The organism is Mesorhizobium sp. LjNodule214, from assembly GCF_964252735.1.
Lineage (GTDB): Bacteria > Pseudomonadota > Alphaproteobacteria > Rhizobiales > Rhizobiaceae > Mesorhizobium.
Map to the genome: position 1 here is coordinate 1 of NZ_CAXUPE020000002.1, position 21714 is coordinate 21714.

A 21714-nucleotide genomic window follows, 5' to 3' on the forward strand; every position below is an offset into this window, starting at 1 on the left:
GACAAAGACGACGTCTCCCTCGAAGCGGAGCTTATCGCCTGGCTTGGCCTTGGGATCGATGATCGACCATTGGGGATGATCCCGGCCCCCCCTTTAGGGGGACCGGGACGACCTGGTTAAGCTGCTACGGGTTCCGGAAAAGGCACATCAAAACGAAGCGGAACCCCGAGTGCCTTGAACGCATCTTCGATGGCGTCGAGACGCGAATTGTGGTCGAGCCTAAAGAGCCGATCGACATGTTCGCGGTGACACTCGAGTAGCCGCATTAGATCGGCGCGAGTTAGCCCCTTCTCACGTAAGATCATGTAAAGAGCCGATTTTAGGTAAACCATAGCCGGAACTTCGACAAAGCGTCCAACGCCAGGGGTTTCCTGCATGGGAAATGGGATATCTTCTCCGTCTGCGATCCGTGCGGCGATAGCTTCCTCGATCGCGTTGCGTCCTTGACGGCAAGCTTCCTCCTGCGTGGCCCCATACGTTACGACCTCGTCGAACTGGGGCGCGGTTACCAGCCATGAGTCTCCATCCGGCTGAATTGCCAGTTCATACCAAGCCATTGATGTGTCCTTCCGTTTTTACTTCAGGCCGAGTTGCTTCAGGATCGTTGCAACCAGCTTTTGTCCCAATTCCTTGCTGCCTCCATGCATCGGGAGTTGGGACTTCTTTTCGCCAAGCTTTATCGTAGTGTGGCCGCTGCCACCTCGATGGTTCTCGAATTTGCATCCCTGCTTGGCGAGATAGCGTCGAAGTTCGTTCGCATTCATTCATATACGCTAGTCAACACTTCTGTTGAAGTCAACATATGTGTTGAGTGGTCAACGTGGTGAACAGCATATTGTTCCCGATGGTCGTTGCGATGAAATTTGCGATGGCTATGCGAGCTTCCACAAGCGCTCGATTCGGCCGATCTCTTCGATCAGATTGCGCCGTGGAAAGTCGCCGAGGACGTAGACTGTCCGCTGTGGCCCTTCAATTTTTTGAAGGGTGTCTTTGGTCAGGTGCGGCCTTAAACTGGCATAAACAGGCCAACTCTCGAACGCGAAGTTCAGGTCTCCCCGCGTCTCCGCCGCAGATGCGTCGAGCTTACCGATAAGTTCATCGCGCCATCTGTCGACAAGCTGCGCTCGACGGGCGAGCCGAGATCGACGCTTCTCGACATCCCAGGCCATCCAAACAGTTGTTATGCCACCGGCGCCACCAAGCAGCGGCGGCAAGACAAATTGGGTGAGTATCTCAAGCCAGGTCATTTCCGCAGCCTCGCCCCGGCGCCGCCGCCATTCTCGGGGATGAACTCGACGCCGGCCACTTCCAGGGCGGAACGGATGGCGGCCAGGTTGTTGACCGAAGGAACTCGGCGCCCCTTCTCGAAGTCGCGAATCGTGCTCTGACTGAGGTTCGATCGGTCCGCCAATTTCTGTTGAGACCAGTCGAGCAACCCTCGCGCTGCTCGCGACTGTGAAGGCGTTATCGACATTTCCCGCATCTCCTGTTCCGCGAATTCCGTCTACCACAAACGAAATCCGTTGACATGGTGTAAGTTTAACGGTTTACAAGAACTGTAAACGTTTTTCGTTGAAAGGACGAAATCATGCCGAACACATCAGTTCCGGCAGCCGGCGAAGCTATGCCCGCTGCCGAGGTAATGCCCATCATCGGAAGATTTTCTCGCCGCCTCATACTTGGCGCCATCGTTTCTGTTCCCGCTATGGGGGCAGCATTGGCCGCGACCGTCCCGGCGCCTGCCGAGCATCCCGACGCCGAGCTGTTCCGGCTCGATAAGGAACTCGAAGCGGCCCATGCCAGGATGGAAAATGCTTCGGAGGAAAACAACAGAGTTGGCGACGAGATTGACGCCTCGTTGCCGCCAAGGCCGCTTCACCCCACTGACTGGAAATCGCCGCCGATGCCGGCTCACCTGAAGCAACTACATGATGAAGCGCTTAAAGCCGTGCCCGTCGTTGTTCTAACCAAGGGAGGATGGGAGCCGGAACCGGTTCGAGCATGGTTCGATGCGAACGCTAGAGAAAAAGCGCAGGTCAAAGCCACGTGGGATGAGTGGGCCGCCCTGAGAGACGAGAGGCACCGCGAACACAACTATGATGCCAGGGAGGAGGCTTTCAACGCGCTTTTGGGAGTAGAATGGGACATTGGAATGCGCATCTGCGAAATCCCTGCACATACCCTTGAAGGCATCATGGTAAAGCTTCGCGTGAACGACACGTTAGGCTTGGCCGCTTTTCCGGAAAACGAAGTTTTTGTGTCGATCGCCGCTGACATCAGGCGGCTTGCAGCGGAGGCGACGTCATGAACGCCCACACGCCCATTCTGCAGCCCTACGGCATCCCGGCAGGCGTCGACCCTCGCACATGGCGGCAATCGGTCGAGACGCGCCTGAACGACCTCCTGGACCGCGCCATGGCCCTCATCACAGCGCTCGACATGATGGAAGTCGATTGCGATCTCGAGGACACCGCCGACGACGAGCCGTCACTGGGCTGCCTTGACGATCTGGAGCAGGACAACGCCGACGACGAGGAAGGCGGCGACGCCGAACACTGCCCGGACATCTACGGCGAGCACATCATGTGGCCCGACGATCTGAAATCGCAGGAAGTGCTGGTGGAGAGTGCGATATGAACACTCTCTCCAGACGAAACCTCCTGCGCGCGTTCCCAATAGGCTTTGCTGCCGCAGCCCTGCCTGCCGTGGTCGACACGCCTGCGCAGGCCGACCCGTCCGATGTTCCGCTCAGAGCATGGCAAGACGCTTATCGCGCCTCTGTGGCGGCAGCCAATGCCTACAGCGCGAGCTTGCGGGTAAAGCCGCTCAACAAGGCCGAGTGCGATCGGGCATTCAATAACTATGTCGCGACTTGCGAGTCCCTTGCCGCGGCCCGAGCCGACCTCTGGCGTATCTGATCATTCCGCTAGCGAGGCCCGCTGCTTCGGTGGCGGGCTTTCGTTGTCTTGTGGCAGAAAAGTCACGCGGCTTGAATATGCAGAGCTTCAACCGGCGCGCGCTTATTATCCAGCTAAGCGAGGCGTACCGTTGTTCAAGGGCAAAGGGGACGCGCCCGACAACTCCTCCCGAACTAGCGCCCGCCACCTCCCGGTGGCGGGCTTTTTGTTAGCCCACCGCCCTCCGGCTGGACAGCAGGCGCCTGGTCTCGATGTAATCGCGGGAAATCCCGATGTCGCTGAGCAGGTCGTCCGGTGACTCGGTCAGCTCGTCCATTGCCTTCAACCGCGCCTTCTGTTCGGCTCGGCGACTGAGCCAATCGACAAGGGGACTAACTGCGATAAGAGGAAGCTTCATAAGCATCCAAGTTACTCCTCACCGCTTGCAGGAACACCCCGCCTGCAAGCTAGGTCCGATGCGTCGATGCGTCTGTGACAAACCTCACAGATCTCTCCACATAGCCCCTCCTATGCCCCTATGTCGCATCCATGTCGCGTGGACCCGCCGATAGTTGCAGGAAAGAATTGGCACCGCAATTGGCACCGAACGGTAGACAGGGCTACCCCTACGGCTACCCAAGCGCGATTTCTCCAGGGTAGCCAGCAAATCAATAGATTACAAATTAATGTTTGTTTTCAACGTGGTGCGGACGACGGGAATCGAACCCGTACGATCAGAGATCGAGGGATTTTAAGTCCCTTGCGTCTACCAATTCCGCCACGTCCGCGCGCCGCGATTACAAGCACTTAAGCGAATACAGGTCCAGCCGTGCGAGCCGATTTGGCACCGGATTGGCACCGGATTGGCACCGAAAGGCCGGATTACTGTTCTGCGCCCGTTCTCATCGCAGCTTCGATCGCCGCTGCCGCGCCTTCGTCCGACCTCTTGAACAGGTGGGCGTAGACTGACAGCGTGACCACGGGTGACGCATGCCCCAGACGACGGCTGATTGCAACCACGTCGAGACCGCTGGCGATCAGTGCGGAAGCGTGAGTGTGCCGTAGGTCGTGGAAACGAACCTTAGGAAACTCGTTGGCGGGAGCACCCTCCCCGGCTGGCTTTCTCAATCGGTCGATCGCATCGCGCCATGCTCCCGAAACTCGAGACGGCGCTATCGCCTCGCCTTCCGGCCCGCAGAAGACGAGAGCATCCTTACCGGGCTTCCCGAGCCCCAAGGACACACGCTGCTCAAGTTGACGCTTCCTGTGAGCCTTAAGGGCTCGACGGTGCTCGGCTCATACCAGAACGGCAGCACTGACGATCGCGAAGGCGATTTCAGCGACTTCGAAGACAGCGGCGACGAGCACGACGCATCAGCAACCGCCAATTGGGCAAAGGGCGGTCACTGGTGCGAAGACGTCGAGGAGGAGAACGAACACGGCGGGGATATCCTCGATGAGCCCCACGATGGCCGAGACGACGACAAGCCTTGGCTGGGCTGGGCAAACGCCACCGGGCAGACCGGCATTGACGTCGAGAGCGTGCAGGAAGTGAAAGACAGTCCCGACTATGGCGGCGCCGGCAACTTCACCAGCGAGGGCTGCGACCAAGCCAGGGACTTGCTGCGCAGTCGCCGCCACCGGTTGCGGCCTGAGCCGTCACTGACGATCGTCGGGCCGGCATTCCCGCTCTTCGCCCGCTAATTCTTCCGGTCTGGAATAATTGGCCCGCTACCTCACGGTGGCGGGCTCTTTTACTGGCACTATTCGCTGTCGTTGCGGACAAAATGTGGCTGACGTAAGGTTAACTAGGCGCAATCATTTCGGATTGTGCAGGAGAGGGTGAGGGCGTTTCAATGAAACTCGTTGTCTTTGGCGTAGCAATGGTATTGGCCGCCACCGGAGCAGCTGTTGCGAAAGAGAAGAAAAAGGTGGCCACCGCTCAGGCTGCAACCTCGTGTTCTGCAGCTCATATGAAGGCTGGCAGCAAGCCGACCCCGAAACTGGATTGCAAATCGACGGGCACCGTTGTTGCGCGACCGTCAAATAGGGCCGCAAACTTCCTGGATCATTATAATCCGCATAATCCGCGCTTAGGGTATGACACCAGTCCGTGGTTTTCGAACTGGCTATAATTGACGGCGGCTTCGGCTTCCGGGCCTTTCTTTATCCAGCGACGGCCTAGGATGCACTGTGGACGAACCCCGCGACGATCGCGAAGGCGACGACGAGCGGGAACAACCCGACCACTACTGAAGCAAGAAAATTGGTGCACTCGGCAGGGCTCGAACCTGCATCTGCCCGGGAGGTCCCGCTCTGTCCTGGATTGAGCTACGAGCGCTAATTTTGGCAGGGTACAAGGCAAGCGTCGTTTGATCGATCTGGAGATTAGCGGTAACGGCGCCTGCAATGGAAGTAGGTAAGATTGCTAGATGCCTAAGCCCGCTGCCTCACGGTGGCGGGCTTTCTTTATCTTGTGGCAGAAAAGTCACGCAGATTGAATATGCAGAGCTTCAACCGGCGCGCGCTTATTATCCAGCTAAGTGAGGCGTACCGTTGTTCACGGGCAAAGGGGACGCGCCCGACACTCCTCCCGAACTAGCGCCCGCTGCCTCACGGTGGCGGGCCTTTTCGCGTCAGGATGAGGGAATCCTGCTACAATCCCCTATGGCCGCTCGAATAGTGGTTGTCCTGGCGCTGCTTTTCGCCTTCGCTTACGGATTCGCAAAACTTGTGGAGCGTTATGGCGGCGTTGGCGGTCGGCTTTCTCCGTGTGAGGAATGGTCAAATCCTGATTGCCCAGAGCCGAACACGCCGCCTGCGGAGCCCAAGCCTAAGCCTTCCTGAGCCTCACACCCGCGCCGGCGATGGTGGCGGTTTTCGTCTCTCGGCCGTAGCGTCGCCCCGGATGGCGGTGAGCGTCATATTTCCAACAGAACACGCGTGTTTATTGGCTAGGCCAAGGCGGGGGCTTTTTGGGAGGAGACCTCACCATGAAACGCCATTTTCCAATTGCACTCGCAGTTGCAAGTGTCGTCTTGGCCGGCCAAGCAACGGCCAAGGAAGTGGACATGTCGAAGCTCACCTGCAAGGAAGTCGGAGCCATGTCGGCTCGCAAGACTGTTGCCGTCGCCATGTGGATGAACGGCTATGTCCATGGCAAGGCAGGCAACACCATGGTGGATGGTGACAAGGCGGAGGCCAATGCAGCCAAGGTCGCGGCCTATTGCAAAAAGAACCATTCTGCCACGCTGGCGAGCGCGATAGAGGAGCTCGCCAAGTAGATCGATAATTCGGACTACAGACTGACGCGGCGGAAAACTCTTCCGCCAGCGAGCATCCTTATTTGAGTTTTTCGGCCGCAGCGTTGGCCTTTACCCGATTGCCCTTCGTGTCCTTGATGATTTTGAGGGCTTGGTCCTTTGTGATGGTGTGCTTCCTAGCGAGGTTTTCACCTCGTACGGTTCGCTTGCAGAAACCCGCGCCCGATCCTGCTTGCCGCGTTTCGATTTGTCGTCTGCCACTGCTCTCTCCCATGTGTCGCGTCCATGTCGCGTGGACCTATCGATACTCGCAGGAAAGAAATGGCACCGCAATTGGCACCGGACAGCTAAGCACGGGCGGTGACGAGGCAGGATGACAGTGCAGCGAGGGTCAAGAAAAAGCCCGGAAAACCGGGCTATTCAGCACTCAACGGGACGCGTCGGGATGGCCTAGCGCGGATTTTAAGTCCCTTGCGTCTACCAATTCCGCCACGTCCGCGCCCGTTGCTTTTCGGGGCTTCGCGCCAAAACGTCAACCGCCTCTGCGCAGGCACAAGAATGCGTCACCGCCTGAACATGGCTCCGGAGGTCGCATTAGGCTTACAGCCGAGGCTCAGCTGGTGGGCTGACGATCGATCGGGATGATCTGTTCAGCACTTGGGAGCAGGAGCATTGGCGTCCTGGCTGCTCGCCGTCGTGCTGTTTGCCTGCTGGCCGGTCGGGCATTCCTTCGCGGGCGCAGCCGTTGTGCCCCCCGTTGTCGTCGGGTCGAGCTTCATCCCGCCGGCCGCGCCGTAATTGACCTTGATCTCATTGGTGGCGTTGGGGGTGGCCGTTTGCGCCAGGGCAAAGCCTGCCGACAGCGCCAGTACGAGTGACGTGAGCATGAACCGTTGCATGGAACTACTCCTTACTTTTGCAGGCGCCCTGCGACAGGCGCCTCCATGCCTGCCGCCAACATCCTCCTGTCCCGGAGCTGACGGCTTGGTTAACAGTATATTAGCAAATTCGCAGATTGTAACGAGCCTTTGGTGATCCCGGGACGGCAAGGTCCGGCGCAGCGCCTCGGTATCCAAGCGCCAGACGCACTCGGGCGCTGGAATAGCCCGTCGTTTCAGGCCGGAATCGGGTGCAATTTCAGGTGCTGGATGAGGATGATCGTCTTGGCATCGACGATGCGGCCGTCGGCAATGCCGGCGAGTGCATCGTCGAGGGTCATTTCCAGGACCTCGATATCCTCGCCTTCCTCCGGCGCGCCGCCGCCGGCCGAAATGCGGTCGGCGGGCGTGTAGCGGGCAATGAAGAACCAAAGCCGCTCGGTCACGCTGCCGGGGCTCATATAGGGCGAAAACAGCCGCTCGACGTCTTTCAGCCGGTAGCCGAGTTCCTCCTCCGCCTCCTTGCGGATGCAGGTTTCCGGGTCATTTTCGTCGAGCAGGCCGGCGCAAGCCTCGATCAGCGGCTCGCGATGGCCGGTGACATAGGCCGGATAGCGGAACTGCCGCACAAGCAGCACTGTCGAGCGATCGGGATCGAAAGGCAGGATCACCGCGCCGTCGCCGCGATCGTAAGTCTGGCGGATCTGTGTCTCCCACTGCCCGTCGCGGCGGCGATAGTCGAGCACGGTCTTCTTCAGAACCGCCCAGTCATCGGAAAGCACTTCCTCCGAACGAATGCGAATGCGATCTTCCATGATGAACTCCGATCAACCCGTGCTCGCGCACGAGGCGTAGCCGCGAACCGCCATTCATGCAATCCGGGCAGCGATTGGTCTGGATCAGCGATAAAGGTCCTGACGGGCGCACTTGGCGGGCATCAGCGCTCCGGCGGAATTGGCCGAATCTCCTTCAGATAGCGCTGGATGGGTGCAAGCCCCTCAAGGGGCGGCATTTCTCTCATCATCTCGTCGGGCTCGCACCAAGGATAAGGCAGCTTTGCAATCCAGCCCATGATCCGGTCGAGTTCATCTGCAGAAAATATCTGCATCAAATCTATGGTGATGACTAGCTTTTCGACCTTGCACGGCGCATTCCGCGTAAAATACCAGTCGTAACGCCCGCTCCCGACCCGAACTGGACCATTGTTCTTGCCCGACATGCCGACCAGCCAATGGCAGGGAAAATGGCGGCGGTTGGCCTCCGTTGGTTGCGCTAGGCAGAAGGTGTAGACGTTCTCGAAATCATTCGCGAAACCACGACTGAGAATCTCTTCGATCGCGGCCACGCCGTCGGCCGAACTCGGAAAGGAGATGGCTTCAGTCTTCACGACCATTTCCAGATAGACGTCTTCAGTAAAGGCGCGCCGCATCAAGAACGGACGGTTCCCATCCTTCGCATAGAAGTATGTGCTAACGGCTTCGAACGGGCCCGGCATTGGGTCTCTCTCCGACTTCAAGTCTAGTCTCATTGCCTGCTTCGCGCCAGAGAAGCGCTGGCCCGCGCTGGGGCTGGCGCGCGGCGGCCACCTTCGGCGAGCAGATCCACCCGGCGCCGCAGCTTGCCCGCTCGATGACGACGATGCGGCACTGGATGAAGGCGGCGGGTTGATCGACTTCGTCGGCAATGGGTTGACCGGCTTCGTCGGCAACGGGCTGACAACACCAAAATTTCGGCTGCTGAGACGTTTGGGCGCACGCTGAAGACACGCTTGCAACCAAATTGGCTGCTTTGCGTTGGCGGCCATGATGGACAGCAAGCCTTTTGAAAAGCCGGTGGTGGTCGAACTCGGCCATGTCGGCAAATATCGCCAGATCCGCAGCACCCGGGAAGCCGCTGAGTGCCTGATGACGGTGTGGCCGCTCAACCGCGGCCCCCGGCATCGTGATGCCCTCGACACTTGCCTCAAAGTGCTGGAGGGATATCGTTCGACCGCGGATGCGCGGCGGGCATTGATCGAAGCCGCCAAGGAATCGGAAGTGCTGGTTCCCGACGACAGGCTGCTCGACAGCAAGCTGCATTGAACGACGGGGGCATTTTCAACCGGAGGACTTCATGGCGAAGCTGACTTACAAGATCGTCGAGCATGATGGCGGCTGGGCCTACAAGGTCGGCTCGACCTTCTCGGAAACGTTCCCCAGTCATCAGGATGCGCTGCGCGCCGCCGAGATCGCGTCGGCCGAGCAGCAGATTGCCGGCACCACGGACGGCATCCAGTACGAGGACGCCGACGGCAAATGGCATGACGAACTGGCCGACGGCCGGGATCGGCCGCAAACCGAAGTTTCCGATTAGTTTTTGATTTTGCTTGTCTCTCTGCCGGCCGTGGATGCCCTCTGGAGGCATCCTGCCGGTCAGTCGAGAGCCTGCGGCCTGACTACTTGCCGCAGTATTTGTCGTTTACGCTCAGCCCGGCGTTGGCGTCGGGCCCTGCCGTGTCCGACGCGCATGGTCCAAGCGGACCGGTGTTGCCCAGGCTGTTCAGGCCCGGATTGCCAGCGCCGGCGTTGACGCTACTTGTGGTGTTCGGATCAACGGTCATCGACTGTTCGTTTGTGGCAACAGGGCGATGGCGGGTGTGCGATGTGTAGACATCGGACGATTGCGCCATCGCCGAGGTGGCGAGACCAGCAGTGAGGACCGCGGCCGAGAGAAGTCTGCTAAGCATGGAGATGCTCCATTTCGTCTAGGGTTCGATTGCGTCGCTTTGCACGACAGGGCTAGAACCCATGCGCCGGGTCGAAGTTCCGCGGCAAAAGCCGTTAAAGCGCTGAAACTTCGACACCTTTTTGTGAGTGATGCGTGAAGTCGCGGCCAGCCGTTCGGTCAGGCTCGATCGGCGCCCGAAAGACTCCTGACGGCAAATGCACGCTCGGCAATGCGCTTGACGAAAGCGGTGACGCGTTCCGGCTCGGCGAATTGCGGCATATGTCCAAGGCCATCGACGGCCTCGAAATCGAGCCCTTTGATCCTGTCCCGCATCGGCTCGCCATGGTCAGCGATGCCTATGACGCAGTCCGCCGTGCCGAACAGGATGCCGGCCGGCATGGCGATCTCGCCATAGCGCTGCGCGATGCGGTCGAGATCCTGTTCCACCGCCACGACGTCGGTCGAAGTTGCATGATAATGGGCGGGCCGCAGCCCGAGCCAGCCACCGCCTCCGATCATGTAGTCGTCGGCAACGGCCTGCGGCGCGAAGATGAATTTCATCGTCGGCTCCGCGTATTTCAAGCTTGCCGGTATCGCGACCGTATAGGCCATGACCGAGCGCACCAGGCGTGAACGAACATAGAGCAGGTCGAAACTCTGGCGCACCCTGGTTTCCAGATGCGTCAACGGCGCCAGCAGGGCGATGCCCGAAATCGTCTCGGGATGTTCCACCGCCAGGGTCAGCGCGATGGCGCCGCCGAGCGAATGCCCGACGACCAAAGGCTGTTCCAGCCCGAGCTCCTCGATGAAGCGCCGCACCAGTTGCGCCTGCTCCGGCAACCGGCCTGTCGCTCCGCTTGCCCGTAGTGAATGGCCCGAGCCCGGGCGATCGAGCGCGATAAGACGGTAACCCGGGCCGAAACGGCCGAACAGCGTGTGGCGGAAATGGTGGAGCTGCGCGCCAAGCCCGTGCAGGAAGACGATCGGCCTGCCCTCGCCTTCCTCGACATAGTGGATGCGGTTGCCGTCGATCTCGATGAACTTTCCGTGTGCCGGCACCAGCCTTTCCGCCTTCGCGGCGATCCTCCATGTCGCCAGAGCCAGGCCGGAGACCACGATCACCGCCAGCAGCAATAGACCGACGAACAGCCACGACAGAACAGACAGAAGCATTTTTCACCCGAAGCGAACCCCCGCACCATACCTGCCGCCGGTACCGCCGCAAGCCTATTGACGCGCGATCCGTGGCGCATTGCCGCCGGCCGCCCGCCGCGCTATCTCAGGCGACCTTGTCTTCCCAAGGCGACTGTTGCCGGAGCCTCTCATGCCTGAAATCGTCACCGCCGCCATGCTTGTCATCGGCGACGAGATCCTGTCCGGCCGTACCAAGGACCGGAACATTGGCCATCTCGCAGATATCATGACCGCGATCGGCATCGACCTGAAGGAAGTGCGCATCGTTCCCGACGAGGAGGACGAGATCGTCGCCGCGGTAAATGCCGTGCGCGCCCGCTACACCTATGTCTTTACCACTGGCGGCATTGGCCCCACGCATGACGACATCACCGCGGATTCGATCTCAAAGGCCTTCGGCGTGCCGTGCGAATACGACGCCAAGGCCTATGCCATGCTCGAAGCGAGCTACGCCGCGCGCGGCATCGAATACACCAACGCACGCAAGCGCATGGCGCGCATGCCGCGCGGGGCCGACCATATCGACAATCCCGTCTCGATCGCGCCCGGCTTTCGCATCGGCAACGTCCATGTCATGGCCGGTGTGCCGTCGATCTTCCAGGCCATGCTCGACAATGTCGTGCCGACACTGAAGGCGGGCACCAAAATGCTCTCGGCCACCGTGCATTGCCCGTTCGGCGAAGGCCTGGTCGGCGGACCGCTGGGCGACATCCAGAAAGCCCATCCGGACACGATCATCGGCTCCTATCCAAAATATGGCGACGGCAAGTTCTGGACCGAACTCGTCGTCCGCGCCCGCAGCGAAGAGGCGCTGGAGGCGGCGCGCAAGGATGTCGAAGCCATGGTGGCCGGCATCGCCGGCGGCGCAACTGATCCGTGATCCCCGGGGCCGTGATCGGCCCGGAACCAAGCGCGGCATTCTGACGTTTCCCCCGGGCGCACCCAGCGCCAGCAGATTTGAGGGATTCCCATGCGCTTCAAGACCATTGTCGCGATATTGCAGAACGAACAGGATGCAGAGCGCGTGCTCGACTGCGCCATCCCGCTCGCCGACCGCTTCCAGAGCCATCTCGTCGGCATCCATGCCGAGGCGCTTCCCGTCCCCTACACGTCCGCGACGGGTTTTCCCGACACTGAGTTCCTGCAGGTCTCCGCCGAAATGAACAAGGAGCGGGCCGAGAAATTGCAGGCTCTCTTCCTCAAGCGCATCGAGGAGTCCGGCCTGTCCTTCGAATGGCGCAGCCTCGAGAGTTTTTCCGGCGACAGCGCGCTGACCGGCATCTCCAATGTCCGCGCCGCCGATCTGGTCATCGCCGCCCAGCGCGACACCGGCGGTGATCCGAGCGCCGATGTCGACACGCTGGTCTACGATGCCGGCCGGCCCGTGCTCGTCGTGCCGCATGGCGGCCCTCTTGTCACCACCTTCAAGCATGTGCTGCTCGCCTGGAACGGCAGCAAAGAAGCGGCACGCGCGGCCTTCGACGCCCTGCCCTTCATCATCGAGGCGGAAAAGACGGACATACTGGTCATCGACCCGCCGGAGACGCTGGACGAGAGCCCAGACGCCGCCGGCGCCGAAATCGCCGCAGCACTTTCCAGGCACGGCGCAAACGTCAGCGTCTCGGTTCAGAAGTCGGGCGGCATTTCGGTCGATGACATCATCCAGACCAGGATCGCCGAAACCGGCGCCGACCTTCTGGTGCTCGGCGCCTACAGCCACTCCTGGCTGCGCCAGCTTCTGTTCGGCGGCGTGACGCGCACAGTGCTGCGTACAGTGCAGGTTGCGGCCTTCCTGTCGCGGTAATGCCTGTCGCCCAAAAGTGCGTAGCGGTTTTGGGATAACGACATGCACACGCAAAGACTTGAAGCGCGTCGCATATGGCCGTTTGAATGCGACGCGCTTCACGTCCACAGCCAATAGCTGGGACGCCCTTGCCAATGCCAGCGCTTTCCGGCTAATGCCGCGCGCATTCAATCGTGACTGCGCGCGGCCAGCGCGCCTGCGGAGTGCGCGACCATGTCTCTTCCCGAAAAAGCCTTCCCGGTCTCCTGGGACCAGTTTCACCGCGACGCCCGCGCGCTTGCCTGGCGGCTTGCAGGCGCCAGCAAGGGTCAGTGGAGGGCGATCGTCTGCATCACCCGCGGCGGTCTCGTGCCGGCCGCCATCATCTCGCGTGAACTCGGCATCCGGGTCATCGAGACGGTCTGCGTCGCCTCCTATCACGACTACACCTCGCAAGGGCAGTTGCAGGTGCTGAAGGAGATCACGCCGGCGCTGCTCGTCGACGACGGCGCCGGCGTGCTGATCATCGATGACCTCACCGACACCGGCAAGACGGCGGGCATCGTGCGCGCGATGATGCCGAAGGCGCATTTCGCGACGGTCTACGCCAAGCCGAAAGGCCGACCGATGGTCGACACCTTCGTCACCGAGGTCAGCCAGGACACCTGGATCTACTTTCCGTGGGACATGGGTTTTACTTACCAGAAGCCGATTGCCGACGACCACGCCGGCTGATTCGTCGGAAGCCATTTTTTCCACCCAGCCCGCTTCGGCGAGCACCCTTTGCTCCTCGAGGAGGATCGCAGGGCACGATATTCTGTGGAACCAGTCCGTCTTGGTGGAATTTAACCAATCCGAGTGAAGTTTTTTACTTTCAATGCCCAAGATACGTCGTAAGATTTGTCAGGCGGCAAATGATTCTGGAGGCTGGGGCAGCTTCTCCGATGTTGACGAGGCCAACGACGCACAACCACCTGGTCGAAAGAGTCCGACGACTCTTCGGCAGCGCGCCGTGCCGCCTGCAGGTTGCCGCCCTGCCCTGGCGAGAGGCCGGGAGTGGCGTTGAGATCATGCTCATCACCAGCCGCGACACCGGCCGCTGGGTGCTGCCGAAGGGCTGGCCAGAGGCCAGGGAGCCGCTTTGCGAAGCGGCGGCGCGTGAAGCCGGCGAGGAAGCCGGATTGCGCGGCACAGTCTCGCATTTCGAGGCCGGTCGCTATTTCTACGCCAAGGCGCTGGCTTCCGGCGAGGAAGTGCCTTGCGAGGTGCTGGTCTTTCCGTTGCAGGTCGACCGCGTCGCCGAGCGTTGGAAGGAAAAGCGCGCGCGCACCCGCAAATGGGTAAGCTCGGCAGAGGCCGTGCGCATGATCAACGAGCCGGACCTCTGCCAGATCATCGCCCATTTCTGCGCCGATCCGCACGGATACGCCTGATCTGGAGCTGACCGGCCGAGGGGCGCCAGCCCGGCCAGACGTCGCCGGGCGCCGGGGACGAATGCTTTGCTATTGCGGCTATTGCGTCTAGAGTCGGTTCGACTGCTCTGGCGTTTTACCGATGACGAACACCGCACGACCACTCGAAGCGAATTCCGGCGAACACAAGCGCGAGCATCGCCAGCGTGTGCTCAAGGGCGGCACGATCATCACCGGCATCCAGAATTCCGAAGTCAGCTGCACCTTGCGCAATCAGCATGCTGGCGGCGCCGAGTTGAAGGTTGCTCCCGACTCGCGGGTTCCCGATAATTTCCTGCTCTATGTGCCGGTCGATGGAATTGCCTATCGCGCGGAAGTCCGCTGGCGCCGCACTGACCGCGTCGGCGTCCGCTTCACCGGCACCGCGCCGAAGCCGAAGCTGCATTACGGCTGACGCCATTGGCGTCGTAGGCACCCGGACCATTCCGATCCGGGTACCGTTTATCCGGCGTCGGGCGAATCAGACCACCAGACCCTTGGTCAATTCGAGCGCCTGACGCTCGAACAGCCGGCGGTAGATGCCGCCATTCAGCCGGATCAGCTCGCCATGCGAGCCCTCTTCGACGATGCGGCCGCGATCGAACACCAGCAGCCTGTCGAGCGCCCGCACCGTCGACAGACGGTGCGCGATAACCAGCGTCGTGCGGCCGACCATCAGCCGCTCCATCGCCTGCTGGATCAGCACTTCCGATTCCGAATCGAGGCTCGACGTTGCCTCGTCCAGGATCAGGATGCGCGCATCGGCAAGGAAGGCACGCGCGATCGCCACCCGCTGGCGCTCGCCGCCGGACAGCTTGACGCCGCGCTCGCCGACCAGCGTGCCGTAGCCCTTCGGCAGGTTGGCGATGAAGTCGTGCGCGCTGGCCAGCTTCGCGGCATGCTCGATCTCGGCCTGGCTGGCGTTCGGCTTGGCATAGGCGATGTTTTCCGCCAGCGACCGATGGAACAGGATCGGCTCCTGCTGGACAATGGCGATCTGCCCGCGCAGCGATGCCTGCGCAACCTCGGAAATATCCTGTCCGTCGATCAGGATCCTCCCGGCGCTAACGTCATAGAGACGCTGGATCAGCTTGACGAAGGTCGTCTTGCCCGAACCGGAATGGCCGACCAGGCCGACACGTTCGCCGGACGCGATCTCTACCGAGAAGTCGCGATAAAGCGGCAGCCGGTGGTTGCCATAGTGGAAGGTGACCTTGTCGAAGGTGATGCGTCCGTCACCGATGGGGATCGGTCCGGCGCCGGGCCGATCTTCGATGCCGAGCGGCTCGGACTGGAAGTCGACCAGTTCCTCCATGTCGTTGATCGAGCGCTGCAAATTGCGGATATGCGTGCCGATGTCGCGCAGATAGCCTGCAGCACGAAGAACGAGGTCAGCACGAAGGCGACGTCGCCGGCGCTCGCCTCGCCCCATGCCCACAGCATCAGCGCCAGGCCGATCACCGCCGTCCTGAGCAGCAAGAGCATCGTGCCTTGCGTCGTGCCGTTAACGGTGCCGCGCACCCAGGTGCGGCGCGTACGCGCCCGCCACTTGGCGACGACCCTCGCCAGCCGCGTTTCCTCGCGCGCCTCGGCGCCAAAACCCTTGACCACGGCGTTGCAGCTCACCGCGTCGGCCAGCGAGCCGCCGAGGCGCGTGTCCCATGTGTTGGCAAGCCTCGCCGCCGGCGCGACATAGCCGAGCGACAGCATCGCCGTGACGGCGATGAACAGCACAGATCCGGCGGCGACCACCGCGCCCATAAGCGGCCAGAACCAGCCGAGCAGCAGCGTCGAGCCGACGAGCATGACCACGGATGGCAACAATGCGATCAGGATCGTGTCGTTGAGCAGGTCAAGCGCCCACATGCCGCGCGTGACCTTGCGCACGGTCGATCCGGCAAAGCTGTTGGCGTGCCAGTCGGTCGAAAAGCGCTGGACGCGGTGGAAGGCATCGGCGGCGATATCGGCCATCATCTTCAGCGTCAGTTCGACGATGGCCATGAAAGCGGCGTTGCGCAGCACGACCCCGGCCAGCGCCAGGGCCACCAGCATCGAAAAGGCAGCGATCGCCGCATTCCAGGCGACGTCGTCCGCCGCGGCGCTGCTGGCAACCGCGTCGACCAGCCGCCCCGAATAGAGCGGCGTCAGCACGTCGGCCAGCGTCGACAAAAGGAAGGCGCCCATGATCAGCGAAAGCCGCCACGGCTGGCGCCGCCAGTGGGTGAGCGTAAAGCCGAGAACGCTGCGGAAGGCGTCGGCGCGCAGGTCTATTCGAAAACGAGCCATGATGTCATCCGGGCGCAAAAATGCCCGGTCCCGGTAAGGTAGAAATTGAAAAAACCGCGCTGGCGCCATTGGCGCCCGAAGATGCGGAGGTTCGGCATATTGGCGGCACGCCCGCAGGGGGGCGGCGACCGGCAGCGGCAAATGCCTGTCCTCAGTTCAGCTCTTGTCGCGAAGGCGAACCCTCGCGGCAGCTGACCAGGACCTAGGCTTCGCGGCCTCGCATAGCGATGTCAAATCGTGGCATTCGGTTCCTCCTGAAGGGGAAGCGCGGAGGAGTTCTTATAGAGACGCCCCGGCGCATCGCCAAGTGAGGCCGTGGCCAAAAGCGCAACTGGTCCAGGCAGTGAGACGAATTTGCAACAACGGCTGGTTGCGCGCCGTTATTGCTCAGGCTGCCGCGGTGCGGTCAAACCGCATACCGAAGCGGAGCGTACTTGAGGTACGTGAGCACCGGAAGCGCAGGAAACCGGCGATTGCAGGCCGGCATCACCTGAATATCAACATGCCTTAGCCGCGATCCCTGAACCGGTTGGTGATCGGATAGCGGCGGTCGCGGCCAAAGTTCTTCCGGGTGATCTTGACGCCGGGCGCCGCCTGGCGGCGCTTGTATTCGGCGATGTAAAGCAGGTGCTCGATCCGCGTCACCGTCGCCCGGTCATGGCCGCGCGCGACGATCTCGTCGACGCCCATCTCGTGCTCGACCAGGCATTCCAGAATGTCGTCCAGCACCGGATAGGGCGGCAGCGAATCCTGGTCGGTCTGGTTCTCGCGCAATTCCGCCGACGGCGCCTTGTCGATGATGTTCTTCGGGATCACCTCGCCGGAAGGGCCGAGCGCGCCCGGCGGCACATGGCCGTTGCGCCAGCGCGACAGTGCATAGACCTGCATCTTGTAGAGGTCCTTGATCGGATTGAAGCCGCCATTCATATCGCCATAGAGCGTGGCGTAGCCGACCGACATCTCGCTCTTGTTGCCCGTGGTGACCACCATCGAGCCGAATTTGTTGGAGATCGCCATCAGAATGGTGCCGCGCGCGCGACTCTGCAGGTTTTCCTCGGTGATGCCTTCATTGGTGCCTTCGAACATCTGCGTCAGCGCGTGCAGAAAGCCTTCGACCGGCTCGAAGATCGGCACGATGTCGTAGCGGCAGCCGAGCGCGCGCGCGCAATCCTCGGCGTCCTTCAGCGAATCCTTCGACGTATAGCGGTAAGGCATCATCACGGCGCGCAGCCGTTCCTCGCCAAGCGCATCGACGGCAAGGGCGGCACAGATCGCCGAATCGATGCCGCCGGAAAGGCCGAGCACGACATTCTTGAAGCCGTTCTTGTTGACGTAGTCGCGCAGGCCGAGCATGCAGGCGCGGTAATCCGCCTCCTCCCTTTCGGGGATTTTCGACATCGGCCCTTCGGCGCAGATCCAGCCGTCGGACGTCCTCTTCCAGATGGTGACGTCGATCGCCTCCTCGAATTGGCTCATCTGGAAGGCGAGCGTCTTGTCGGCACCGATGGCGAAGGATGCACCGTCGAAGATCAACTCGTCCTGGCCGCCAAGCTGGTTGGCATAGATCATCGGCAGGCCGCATTCGATGACCTGGCGGATGACGACCTGGTGGCGGACGTCCATCTTGGCGCGGTAGTACGGCGAGCCGTTCGGCACCAGAAGGATCTCCGCCCCGCTCTCGGCCAGAGTCTCGCAGACGGCGACATCGCCCCAGATGTCCTCGCAGATCGGGATGCCGATGCGCACGCCGCGGAAATTGACCGGCCCCTGCAGTTCCGGTCCGGCCTGGAAGACGCGCTTCTCGTCGAACTCGCCGTAATTGGGCAGGTCGAGCTTGTAGCGCTCAGCCAGGATCTTGCCGCCATCGGCGACGATGATCGAATTGTGCGTGCCGCTCTTGCGCTTCAGCGGCGTGCCGATGACGACCCCCGGCCCGCCATCGGCCGTATCCTTGGCAAACTCTTCCGCTGCCCGTTCGCATGACTTCAGGAACGCCGGCTTCAGCACCAGATCTTCCGGCGGATAACCGGCGAGGAACAGCTCGGTGTAGAGCACGAGATCGGCGCCCTGGCGGGCGGCATCCGCCCTCGCCTCGCGCGCCTTGGCGAGATTGCCGGCGACATCGCCGACAGTGGGGTTGAGCTGGGCAACGGCGATGCGCAGTATGTCGGGCTTCTTGGTCATGCCTACGGGTTTAGCGTGGCAGAATTCGCCGGGCAATGGCGTTCGTTTGGACCAAACCGGACTGATCGAAAGGATGTCGATCGTGTTGGACCGATCGCCGATCGTGTCCTACTCGCCCATATACTCGCGCAACGCTTCGGGCGAATGGTTCTCGCCGATCGACATCGCCAGCATGCGCGAGATGTGCCGGCGCGGCAGGCCGGTTTGCGCGGCCCATGTGTTGAGCTGAGCCTGGATCTTGTCGATGTCCTTCTTCGAGGTCGGGCTTTCGGCGATGTCGAGACCGGCATCGCGCAGCGCGGCCGCCATGTCGGCCGAGACGATGAAGGCGTCCCATTCCAGCCAGCGCAGGAAATACTGACCGGTGTTGCCGCCGAGCCGGCTGCCATGCTTGCCGAGATAGGCCATCAGCCCGACCTGGTCGTCGGCCGGCCATTGGGCGAGGAACTTGCCGAAGCCGCCATGCTCTTTCGACACGCGCTCGACGAAGACGGCATTGTCGCGGACGGATTTGATCTTCTGCGGATTGCGCACGATGCGCTTGTCGGATGCCAGCTCGTGCCAGAAATCTTCGGGCTGGAACAACAGCCGCTTCGGCTCGAAGCCGAGGAAAGCTTCCTCGAAACCAGGCCATTTCTGCTCGATGACGCGCCAGACGAAGCCGGCCGCAAAGACACGCTCGGCCATGGTCGACAGGATGCGATCGTCCGTCACCTTCGCCACGGCAGCGTTGTCAGGCATGGGCCCGAGCAGAGACGCCAACGCCGCCTCCCCGCCTTTGCGTTTTGCCGCACGGGCGCGGATTTTCTGAAAATTGGCCATTTGGTCCTCGCAGGTCGCGTCAATCTACCACTTCCCGTTCGAACCGGCAGCCTCTACGTCTATCGCAGACGCTGACGGAGGCGAGACATGAACAAGACCGTCGAAGATCTGGCAAACCGCTGGCTGAAGCGAAGGCCGGATGCCTTGAGCAAGCTCGAAAGCCGGGTGCTGCAGTCAACGCTCGAACGCACCACCATATCGAAGGACACCAACAAGGCCATCGCCTTCCACCAGACATTCGGCGACCGCGTGGCCGACACCATCGCCCGGACCGGCGGCTCGTGGTCCTTCATCCTGGGCTTCATCGCCTTTCTGATCCTGTGGACCGCAGGCAATGTCTGGCTGCTGACGCGTAATGCCTTCGACCCCTACCCCTTCATCTTCCTCAACCTGATCCTCTCCATGGTCGCGGCGCTTCAGGCGCCGGTCATCATGATGTCGCAAAACCGCCAGACCGAGCGCGACCGCATCGACGCCGCCCACGACTACGAGGTCAATCTCAAGGCCGAGATCGAGATCATGGCGCTGCACGAGAAGCTGGACGAGCTGCGCCACAGCGAGATCATCGGCTTGCGCGACGAGATCTTGCGTCTGGCCGAACAGGTCAAACGGATCGACGAGAAGCTGTCGGCACGGCAAGCCTCCTGATGACCGAGGCGATCCATCATCTCATCGAGCAATATGGGCTGATCGTGGTTTTCCTCGGCTGCGTGGCCGAAGGCGAAAGTGCCGCCATCCTCGGCGGCTTCTTCGCCCATCAGCACGTTTTCATCTTGTGGCAAGCCTTCCTGGTGGCCGCCTTCGGCGCCTTCGTCGGCGACACTTTCTTCTTCATCCTCGGCCGCAGCTTTGCCGATCATCCCTATGTCCTCAAGCTGAAGGCAAGGCCGGGATTCAGCCATGCCTTTCGTCTCGTCTCCTCGCACCCCAACATCTTCGTGCTGTCGAACCGCTACATATACGGCATGCGCCTGGTCGGCGGCATCGCCGCCGGCTTCGCCAGCATCACAGCAACGCGCTTCGTCATCCTCAATGCCATCTCGTCGCTGGTCTGGGCCGCGCTGTTCGGCACTGTCGGCTACGTCTTCGGGCTAGGTGCCGAGCGCATCGTCGGCCAGGCGCTGCATCGCCACGAGCGGTTGCTCATCGCCCTGGCTATCGGTCTTGCCGTGGCCGGTCTTGCCTGGATCCTCGCCCACCATGTTGCAGGCAAGGAACGCGCCAAGGATGCCGGGGAAACGTGACCGTCAGTCGGGGTCCAGCGCGCGGTCGCCCCGGTCGAGGATCAACGGGATGATCAGGTCTTCCTCATCGGCCAGATACCTTGTCAGCATGGCGATCAGCCGGCTGTTCTCGTCGGCATAGGCATCGGCGGCAAAGCGCTGCCTGTCCTCGCTCTCCTGCAGTGTCCGGATGAAGGCGTCCGCCGTCTCGGCATTGCGCTCCAGCCCTTCATGGATCGTGTGATGGTCGGCGTCGAGGATCTCGAAGCCGCGTTTCAGCCGCGTCTCGGCCTTGGCAAAGACCGGGAAATAGTGGTGGTCCTCGACATTGTGGTGGCCGTCGAGATTGCCGAGGAAATGGTTGAGGCGCGGCGCGAACCAGCGCGCGAAATCCGGCGCCGTCAGCCTGCCCTCGCGATAGTCGCCGATGCCCTTGGTGAGCATGCCGCCGAGTTCGCGGAACATATCGTGCCGTTGCAGCCACATAGTGGCCATGCCGTGGATGTTGGCGTGGCCCTGCCACATCTCGCGCGGATATTGTTCGACCAGCCAGCGCAAATCGTCTGGCAGGCTGGCTCGTTCGAGCAAGAGAAAATTGGCGGCTTCAGCCATGTCGGTCTCCTTTGGTAACCGACATGTAGGGACCGAAAGACTAGATCGGTAGTCCAGTGATGCGCTCGATGATGGCGATGCCCCAGACGCCGGCGACGATCACCACCGAAATCAGCACCGCCAAGGAGCCGCAATCCTTCGCCAGCTGGATGTCGACGTTGAATTCGCGGCTGAAGGCATCGCACGCCGCCTCGATGCCGGTGTTGAGCACTTCAACCATGATCAGGAGCAGCACCGCGCCGATCAGCAGCGCATAGCCGCGCCACGACACCGACACGAGCCAGCCGAGCGGCAAGGCCAGCACCAGCAGCATCAGCTCCTGCTGGAAAGCCTTCTCGCTGGCGGCCAGCTTGCGAAACGCCCGCACCGAGTTGAAGTAAGCATCGATAAGCCGCTGCATGCCCAACGTCCCTTT

The 21714-nt window shown here is 61.5% G+C and carries 30 protein-coding genes, 2 tRNA genes and 1 pseudogene; 15 read left to right on the plus strand and 18 right to left on the minus strand.

The genetic code is table 11. The features are described 5' to 3' along the window. Window positions 1-116: 116 nt before the first annotated feature. From ACSQ3Z_RS13805 to ACSQ3Z_RS13820, 4 genes are all read right to left on the minus strand, one after another. Window positions 117-557, minus strand: a complete 441-nt coding sequence (locus tag ACSQ3Z_RS13805; protein WP_436171921.1) for a type II toxin-antitoxin system HicB family antitoxin — start codon at window positions 555-557, stop codon at window positions 117-119. A gap of 18 nt (window positions 558-575) precedes the next feature. Continuing rightward, on the minus strand, window positions 576-764 hold the full coding sequence (locus tag ACSQ3Z_RS13810) for a type II toxin-antitoxin system HicA family toxin (RefSeq protein WP_436171922.1): 189 nt from the start codon (window positions 762-764) through the stop codon (window positions 576-578). Window positions 765-872: 108 nt separating this feature from the next. Next, complete coding sequence (locus ACSQ3Z_RS13815) at window positions 873-1247, minus strand: hypothetical protein (RefSeq protein ID WP_436171923.1); 375 nt, start codon at window positions 1245-1247, stop codon at window positions 873-875. Next, window positions 1244-1474, minus strand: coding sequence for a helix-turn-helix domain-containing protein (locus tag ACSQ3Z_RS13820; protein ID WP_436173902.1), 231 nt, complete (start codon window positions 1472-1474; stop codon window positions 1244-1246). The genes ACSQ3Z_RS13815 and ACSQ3Z_RS13820 overlap by 4 nt, the downstream gene beginning before the upstream one ends. A gap of 114 nt (window positions 1475-1588) precedes the next feature. On the opposite strand from ACSQ3Z_RS13820, the gene ACSQ3Z_RS13825 reads away from it, so the two are divergent. Genes ACSQ3Z_RS13825 through ACSQ3Z_RS13835 form a run of 3 tightly spaced genes read left to right on the plus strand, consistent with a single transcriptional unit; the run spans window position 1589 to window position 2918 of the window. Further along, the gene (locus ACSQ3Z_RS13825) at window positions 1589-2308 is read left to right on the plus strand and encodes a hypothetical protein (protein WP_436171924.1); all 720 of its coding nucleotides are present in this window, start codon (window positions 1589-1591) and stop codon (window positions 2306-2308) included. Continuing rightward, window positions 2305-2637, plus strand: coding sequence for a hypothetical protein (locus ACSQ3Z_RS13830; RefSeq protein WP_436171925.1), 333 nt, complete (start codon window positions 2305-2307; stop codon window positions 2635-2637). The genes ACSQ3Z_RS13825 and ACSQ3Z_RS13830 overlap by 4 nt, the downstream gene beginning before the upstream one ends. Next, window positions 2634-2918 (plus strand): hypothetical protein, encoded by a 285-nt coding sequence (locus ACSQ3Z_RS13835; RefSeq protein WP_436171926.1) that lies wholly within the window; start codon window positions 2634-2636, stop codon window positions 2916-2918. The genes ACSQ3Z_RS13830 and ACSQ3Z_RS13835 overlap by 4 nt, the downstream gene beginning before the upstream one ends. A 208-nt stretch (window positions 2919-3126) precedes the next feature. On the opposite strand, the gene ACSQ3Z_RS13840 is transcribed toward ACSQ3Z_RS13835, so the two are convergent. The 3 genes from ACSQ3Z_RS13840 to ACSQ3Z_RS13850 form a co-directional block, all read right to left on the minus strand. Continuing rightward, complete coding sequence (locus tag ACSQ3Z_RS13840; RefSeq protein WP_436171927.1) at window positions 3127-3321, minus strand: hypothetical protein; 195 nt, start codon at window positions 3319-3321, stop codon at window positions 3127-3129. Between the two features lie 278 nt (window positions 3322-3599). Further along, window positions 3600-3685, minus strand: a tRNA-Leu gene (locus tag ACSQ3Z_RS13845). A gap of 94 nt (window positions 3686-3779) precedes the next feature. After that, window positions 3780-4073: a tyrosine-type recombinase/integrase gene (locus ACSQ3Z_RS13850; protein WP_436173903.1), complete on the minus strand. Its 294-nt coding sequence runs from the start codon at window positions 4071-4073 to the stop codon at window positions 3780-3782. Between ACSQ3Z_RS13850 and ACSQ3Z_RS13855 the strand changes: the two genes are divergently transcribed. Then, on the plus strand, window positions 3966-4601 hold the full coding sequence (locus ACSQ3Z_RS13855; RefSeq protein ID WP_436173986.1) for a hypothetical protein: 636 nt from the start codon (window positions 3966-3968) through the stop codon (window positions 4599-4601). The genes ACSQ3Z_RS13850 and ACSQ3Z_RS13855 overlap by 108 nt on opposite strands. 152 nt (window positions 4602-4753) lie before the next feature. Continuing rightward, window positions 4754-5032 carry a hypothetical protein gene (locus ACSQ3Z_RS13860; protein WP_436171928.1) on the plus strand — a complete coding sequence of 93 codons (279 nt, stop codon included), beginning with the start codon at window positions 4754-4756 and terminating at the stop codon, window positions 5030-5032. A 132-nt stretch (window positions 5033-5164) separates the two neighbouring features. Here the strand turns inward: ACSQ3Z_RS13860 and ACSQ3Z_RS13865 are convergent. Next, window positions 5165-5238 (minus strand) — tRNA-Gly (locus tag ACSQ3Z_RS13865). Between the two features lie 652 nt (window positions 5239-5890). Between ACSQ3Z_RS13865 and ACSQ3Z_RS13870 the strand changes: the two genes are divergently transcribed. Continuing rightward, entirely contained in the window at window positions 5891-6181 is a 291-nt protein-coding gene (locus ACSQ3Z_RS13870) for an HdeA/HdeB family chaperone (RefSeq protein ID WP_436171929.1), read from the plus strand. 629 nt (window positions 6182-6810) lie between these two features. Here the strand turns inward: ACSQ3Z_RS13870 and ACSQ3Z_RS13875 are convergent. The 3 genes from ACSQ3Z_RS13875 to ACSQ3Z_RS13885 form a co-directional block, all read right to left on the minus strand. Then, window positions 6811-7059 (minus strand): hypothetical protein, encoded by a 249-nt coding sequence (locus ACSQ3Z_RS13875; RefSeq protein WP_436171930.1) that lies wholly within the window; start codon window positions 7057-7059, stop codon window positions 6811-6813. Window positions 7060-7274: 215 nt separating this feature from the next. Then, window positions 7275-7853 (minus strand): NUDIX domain-containing protein, encoded by a 579-nt coding sequence (locus ACSQ3Z_RS13880; RefSeq protein WP_436171931.1) that lies wholly within the window; start codon window positions 7851-7853, stop codon window positions 7275-7277. 122 nt (window positions 7854-7975) lie between these two features. Then, window positions 7976-8842 carry a hypothetical protein gene (locus tag ACSQ3Z_RS13885; RefSeq protein ID WP_436171932.1) on the minus strand — a complete coding sequence of 289 codons (867 nt, stop codon included), beginning with the start codon at window positions 8840-8842 and terminating at the stop codon, window positions 7976-7978. Between ACSQ3Z_RS13885 and ACSQ3Z_RS13890 the strand changes: the two genes are divergently transcribed. Then, the gene (locus ACSQ3Z_RS13890) at window positions 8841-9119 is read left to right on the plus strand and encodes a DUF982 domain-containing protein (protein WP_120017346.1); all 279 of its coding nucleotides are present in this window, start codon (window positions 8841-8843) and stop codon (window positions 9117-9119) included. The two genes, ACSQ3Z_RS13885 and ACSQ3Z_RS13890, sit on opposite strands and share 2 nt — an antisense overlap. Before the next feature lie 31 nt (window positions 9120-9150). Beyond that, complete coding sequence (locus ACSQ3Z_RS13895) at window positions 9151-9390, plus strand: DUF2188 domain-containing protein (RefSeq protein ID WP_120017345.1); 240 nt, start codon at window positions 9151-9153, stop codon at window positions 9388-9390. 82 nt (window positions 9391-9472) lie between these two features. Here the strand turns inward: ACSQ3Z_RS13895 and ACSQ3Z_RS13900 are convergent, their stop codons facing one another. Next, window positions 9473-9763 carry a hypothetical protein gene (locus ACSQ3Z_RS13900; RefSeq protein ID WP_436171933.1) on the minus strand — a complete coding sequence of 97 codons (291 nt, stop codon included), beginning with the start codon at window positions 9761-9763 and terminating at the stop codon, window positions 9473-9475. A gap of 158 nt (window positions 9764-9921) precedes the next feature. After that, window positions 9922-10917 carry an alpha/beta fold hydrolase gene (locus ACSQ3Z_RS13905; protein ID WP_436171934.1) on the minus strand — a complete coding sequence of 332 codons (996 nt, stop codon included), beginning with the start codon at window positions 10915-10917 and terminating at the stop codon, window positions 9922-9924. Between the two features lie 151 nt (window positions 10918-11068). Here ACSQ3Z_RS13905 and ACSQ3Z_RS13910 point away from each other — a divergent pair, with 151 nt between their 5' ends. From ACSQ3Z_RS13910 to ACSQ3Z_RS13930, 5 genes are all read left to right on the plus strand, one after another. Then, a complete protein-coding gene (locus tag ACSQ3Z_RS13910; protein WP_436171935.1) occupies window positions 11069-11818 on the plus strand; it encodes a competence/damage-inducible protein A in 750 nt (249 codons plus the stop codon). 90 nt (window positions 11819-11908) lie between these two features. Beyond that, complete coding sequence (locus ACSQ3Z_RS13915) at window positions 11909-12742, plus strand: universal stress protein (protein WP_436171936.1); 834 nt, start codon at window positions 11909-11911, stop codon at window positions 12740-12742. Window positions 12743-12955: 213 nt separating this feature from the next. Further along, complete coding sequence (gpt, locus tag ACSQ3Z_RS13920) at window positions 12956-13456, plus strand: xanthine phosphoribosyltransferase (RefSeq protein ID WP_436171937.1); 501 nt, start codon at window positions 12956-12958, stop codon at window positions 13454-13456. Between the two features lie 209 nt (window positions 13457-13665). Then, on the plus strand, window positions 13666-14154 hold the full coding sequence (locus ACSQ3Z_RS13925) for an NUDIX hydrolase (protein WP_436171938.1): 489 nt from the start codon (window positions 13666-13668) through the stop codon (window positions 14152-14154). Window positions 14155-14275: 121 nt separating this feature from the next. Continuing rightward, complete coding sequence (locus tag ACSQ3Z_RS13930) at window positions 14276-14587, plus strand: PilZ domain-containing protein (protein WP_436171939.1); 312 nt, start codon at window positions 14276-14278, stop codon at window positions 14585-14587. A gap of 66 nt (window positions 14588-14653) precedes the next feature. Here the strand turns inward: ACSQ3Z_RS13930 and ACSQ3Z_RS13935 are convergent. The 3 genes and pseudogenes from ACSQ3Z_RS13935 to ACSQ3Z_RS13945 all read right to left on the minus strand — a co-directional run bounded on the left by ACSQ3Z_RS13935 (window position 14654) and on the right by ACSQ3Z_RS13945 (window position 19464). Continuing rightward, window positions 14654-16458: pseudogene (locus ACSQ3Z_RS13935) on the minus strand (ABC transporter ATP-binding protein). Between the two features lie 507 nt (window positions 16459-16965). Further along, window positions 16966-18642: an NAD+ synthase gene (locus tag ACSQ3Z_RS13940; protein ID WP_436171940.1), complete on the minus strand. Its 1677-nt coding sequence runs from the start codon at window positions 18640-18642 to the stop codon at window positions 16966-16968. Window positions 18643-18750: 108 nt separating this feature from the next. Beyond that, the gene (locus ACSQ3Z_RS13945) at window positions 18751-19464 is read right to left on the minus strand and encodes a DNA-3-methyladenine glycosylase I (RefSeq protein ID WP_436171941.1); all 714 of its coding nucleotides are present in this window, start codon (window positions 19462-19464) and stop codon (window positions 18751-18753) included. 87 nt (window positions 19465-19551) lie between these two features. On the opposite strand from ACSQ3Z_RS13945, the gene ACSQ3Z_RS13950 reads away from it, so the two are divergent. Both ACSQ3Z_RS13950 and ACSQ3Z_RS13955 read left to right on the plus strand, forming a co-directional pair. Continuing rightward, a complete protein-coding gene (locus tag ACSQ3Z_RS13950) occupies window positions 19552-20112 on the plus strand; it encodes a DUF1003 domain-containing protein (RefSeq protein WP_436171942.1) in 561 nt (186 codons plus the stop codon). After that, window positions 20112-20708, plus strand: a complete 597-nt coding sequence (locus ACSQ3Z_RS13955) for a DedA family protein (RefSeq protein ID WP_436171943.1) — start codon at window positions 20112-20114, stop codon at window positions 20706-20708. Before ACSQ3Z_RS13950 ends, ACSQ3Z_RS13955 begins: the two co-directional genes overlap by 1 nt. Window positions 20709-20711: 3 nt before the next feature. Here ACSQ3Z_RS13955 and ACSQ3Z_RS13960 read toward each other — a convergent pair whose 3' ends face one another. Both ACSQ3Z_RS13960 and ACSQ3Z_RS13965 read right to left on the minus strand, forming a co-directional pair. Further along, the gene (locus ACSQ3Z_RS13960; RefSeq protein WP_436171944.1) at window positions 20712-21299 is read right to left on the minus strand and encodes a hemerythrin domain-containing protein; all 588 of its coding nucleotides are present in this window, start codon (window positions 21297-21299) and stop codon (window positions 20712-20714) included. Between the two features lie 40 nt (window positions 21300-21339). Next, the gene (locus ACSQ3Z_RS13965; protein WP_436171945.1) at window positions 21340-21699 is read right to left on the minus strand and encodes a diacylglycerol kinase; all 360 of its coding nucleotides are present in this window, start codon (window positions 21697-21699) and stop codon (window positions 21340-21342) included. Window positions 21700-21714: the final 15 nt, after the last annotated feature.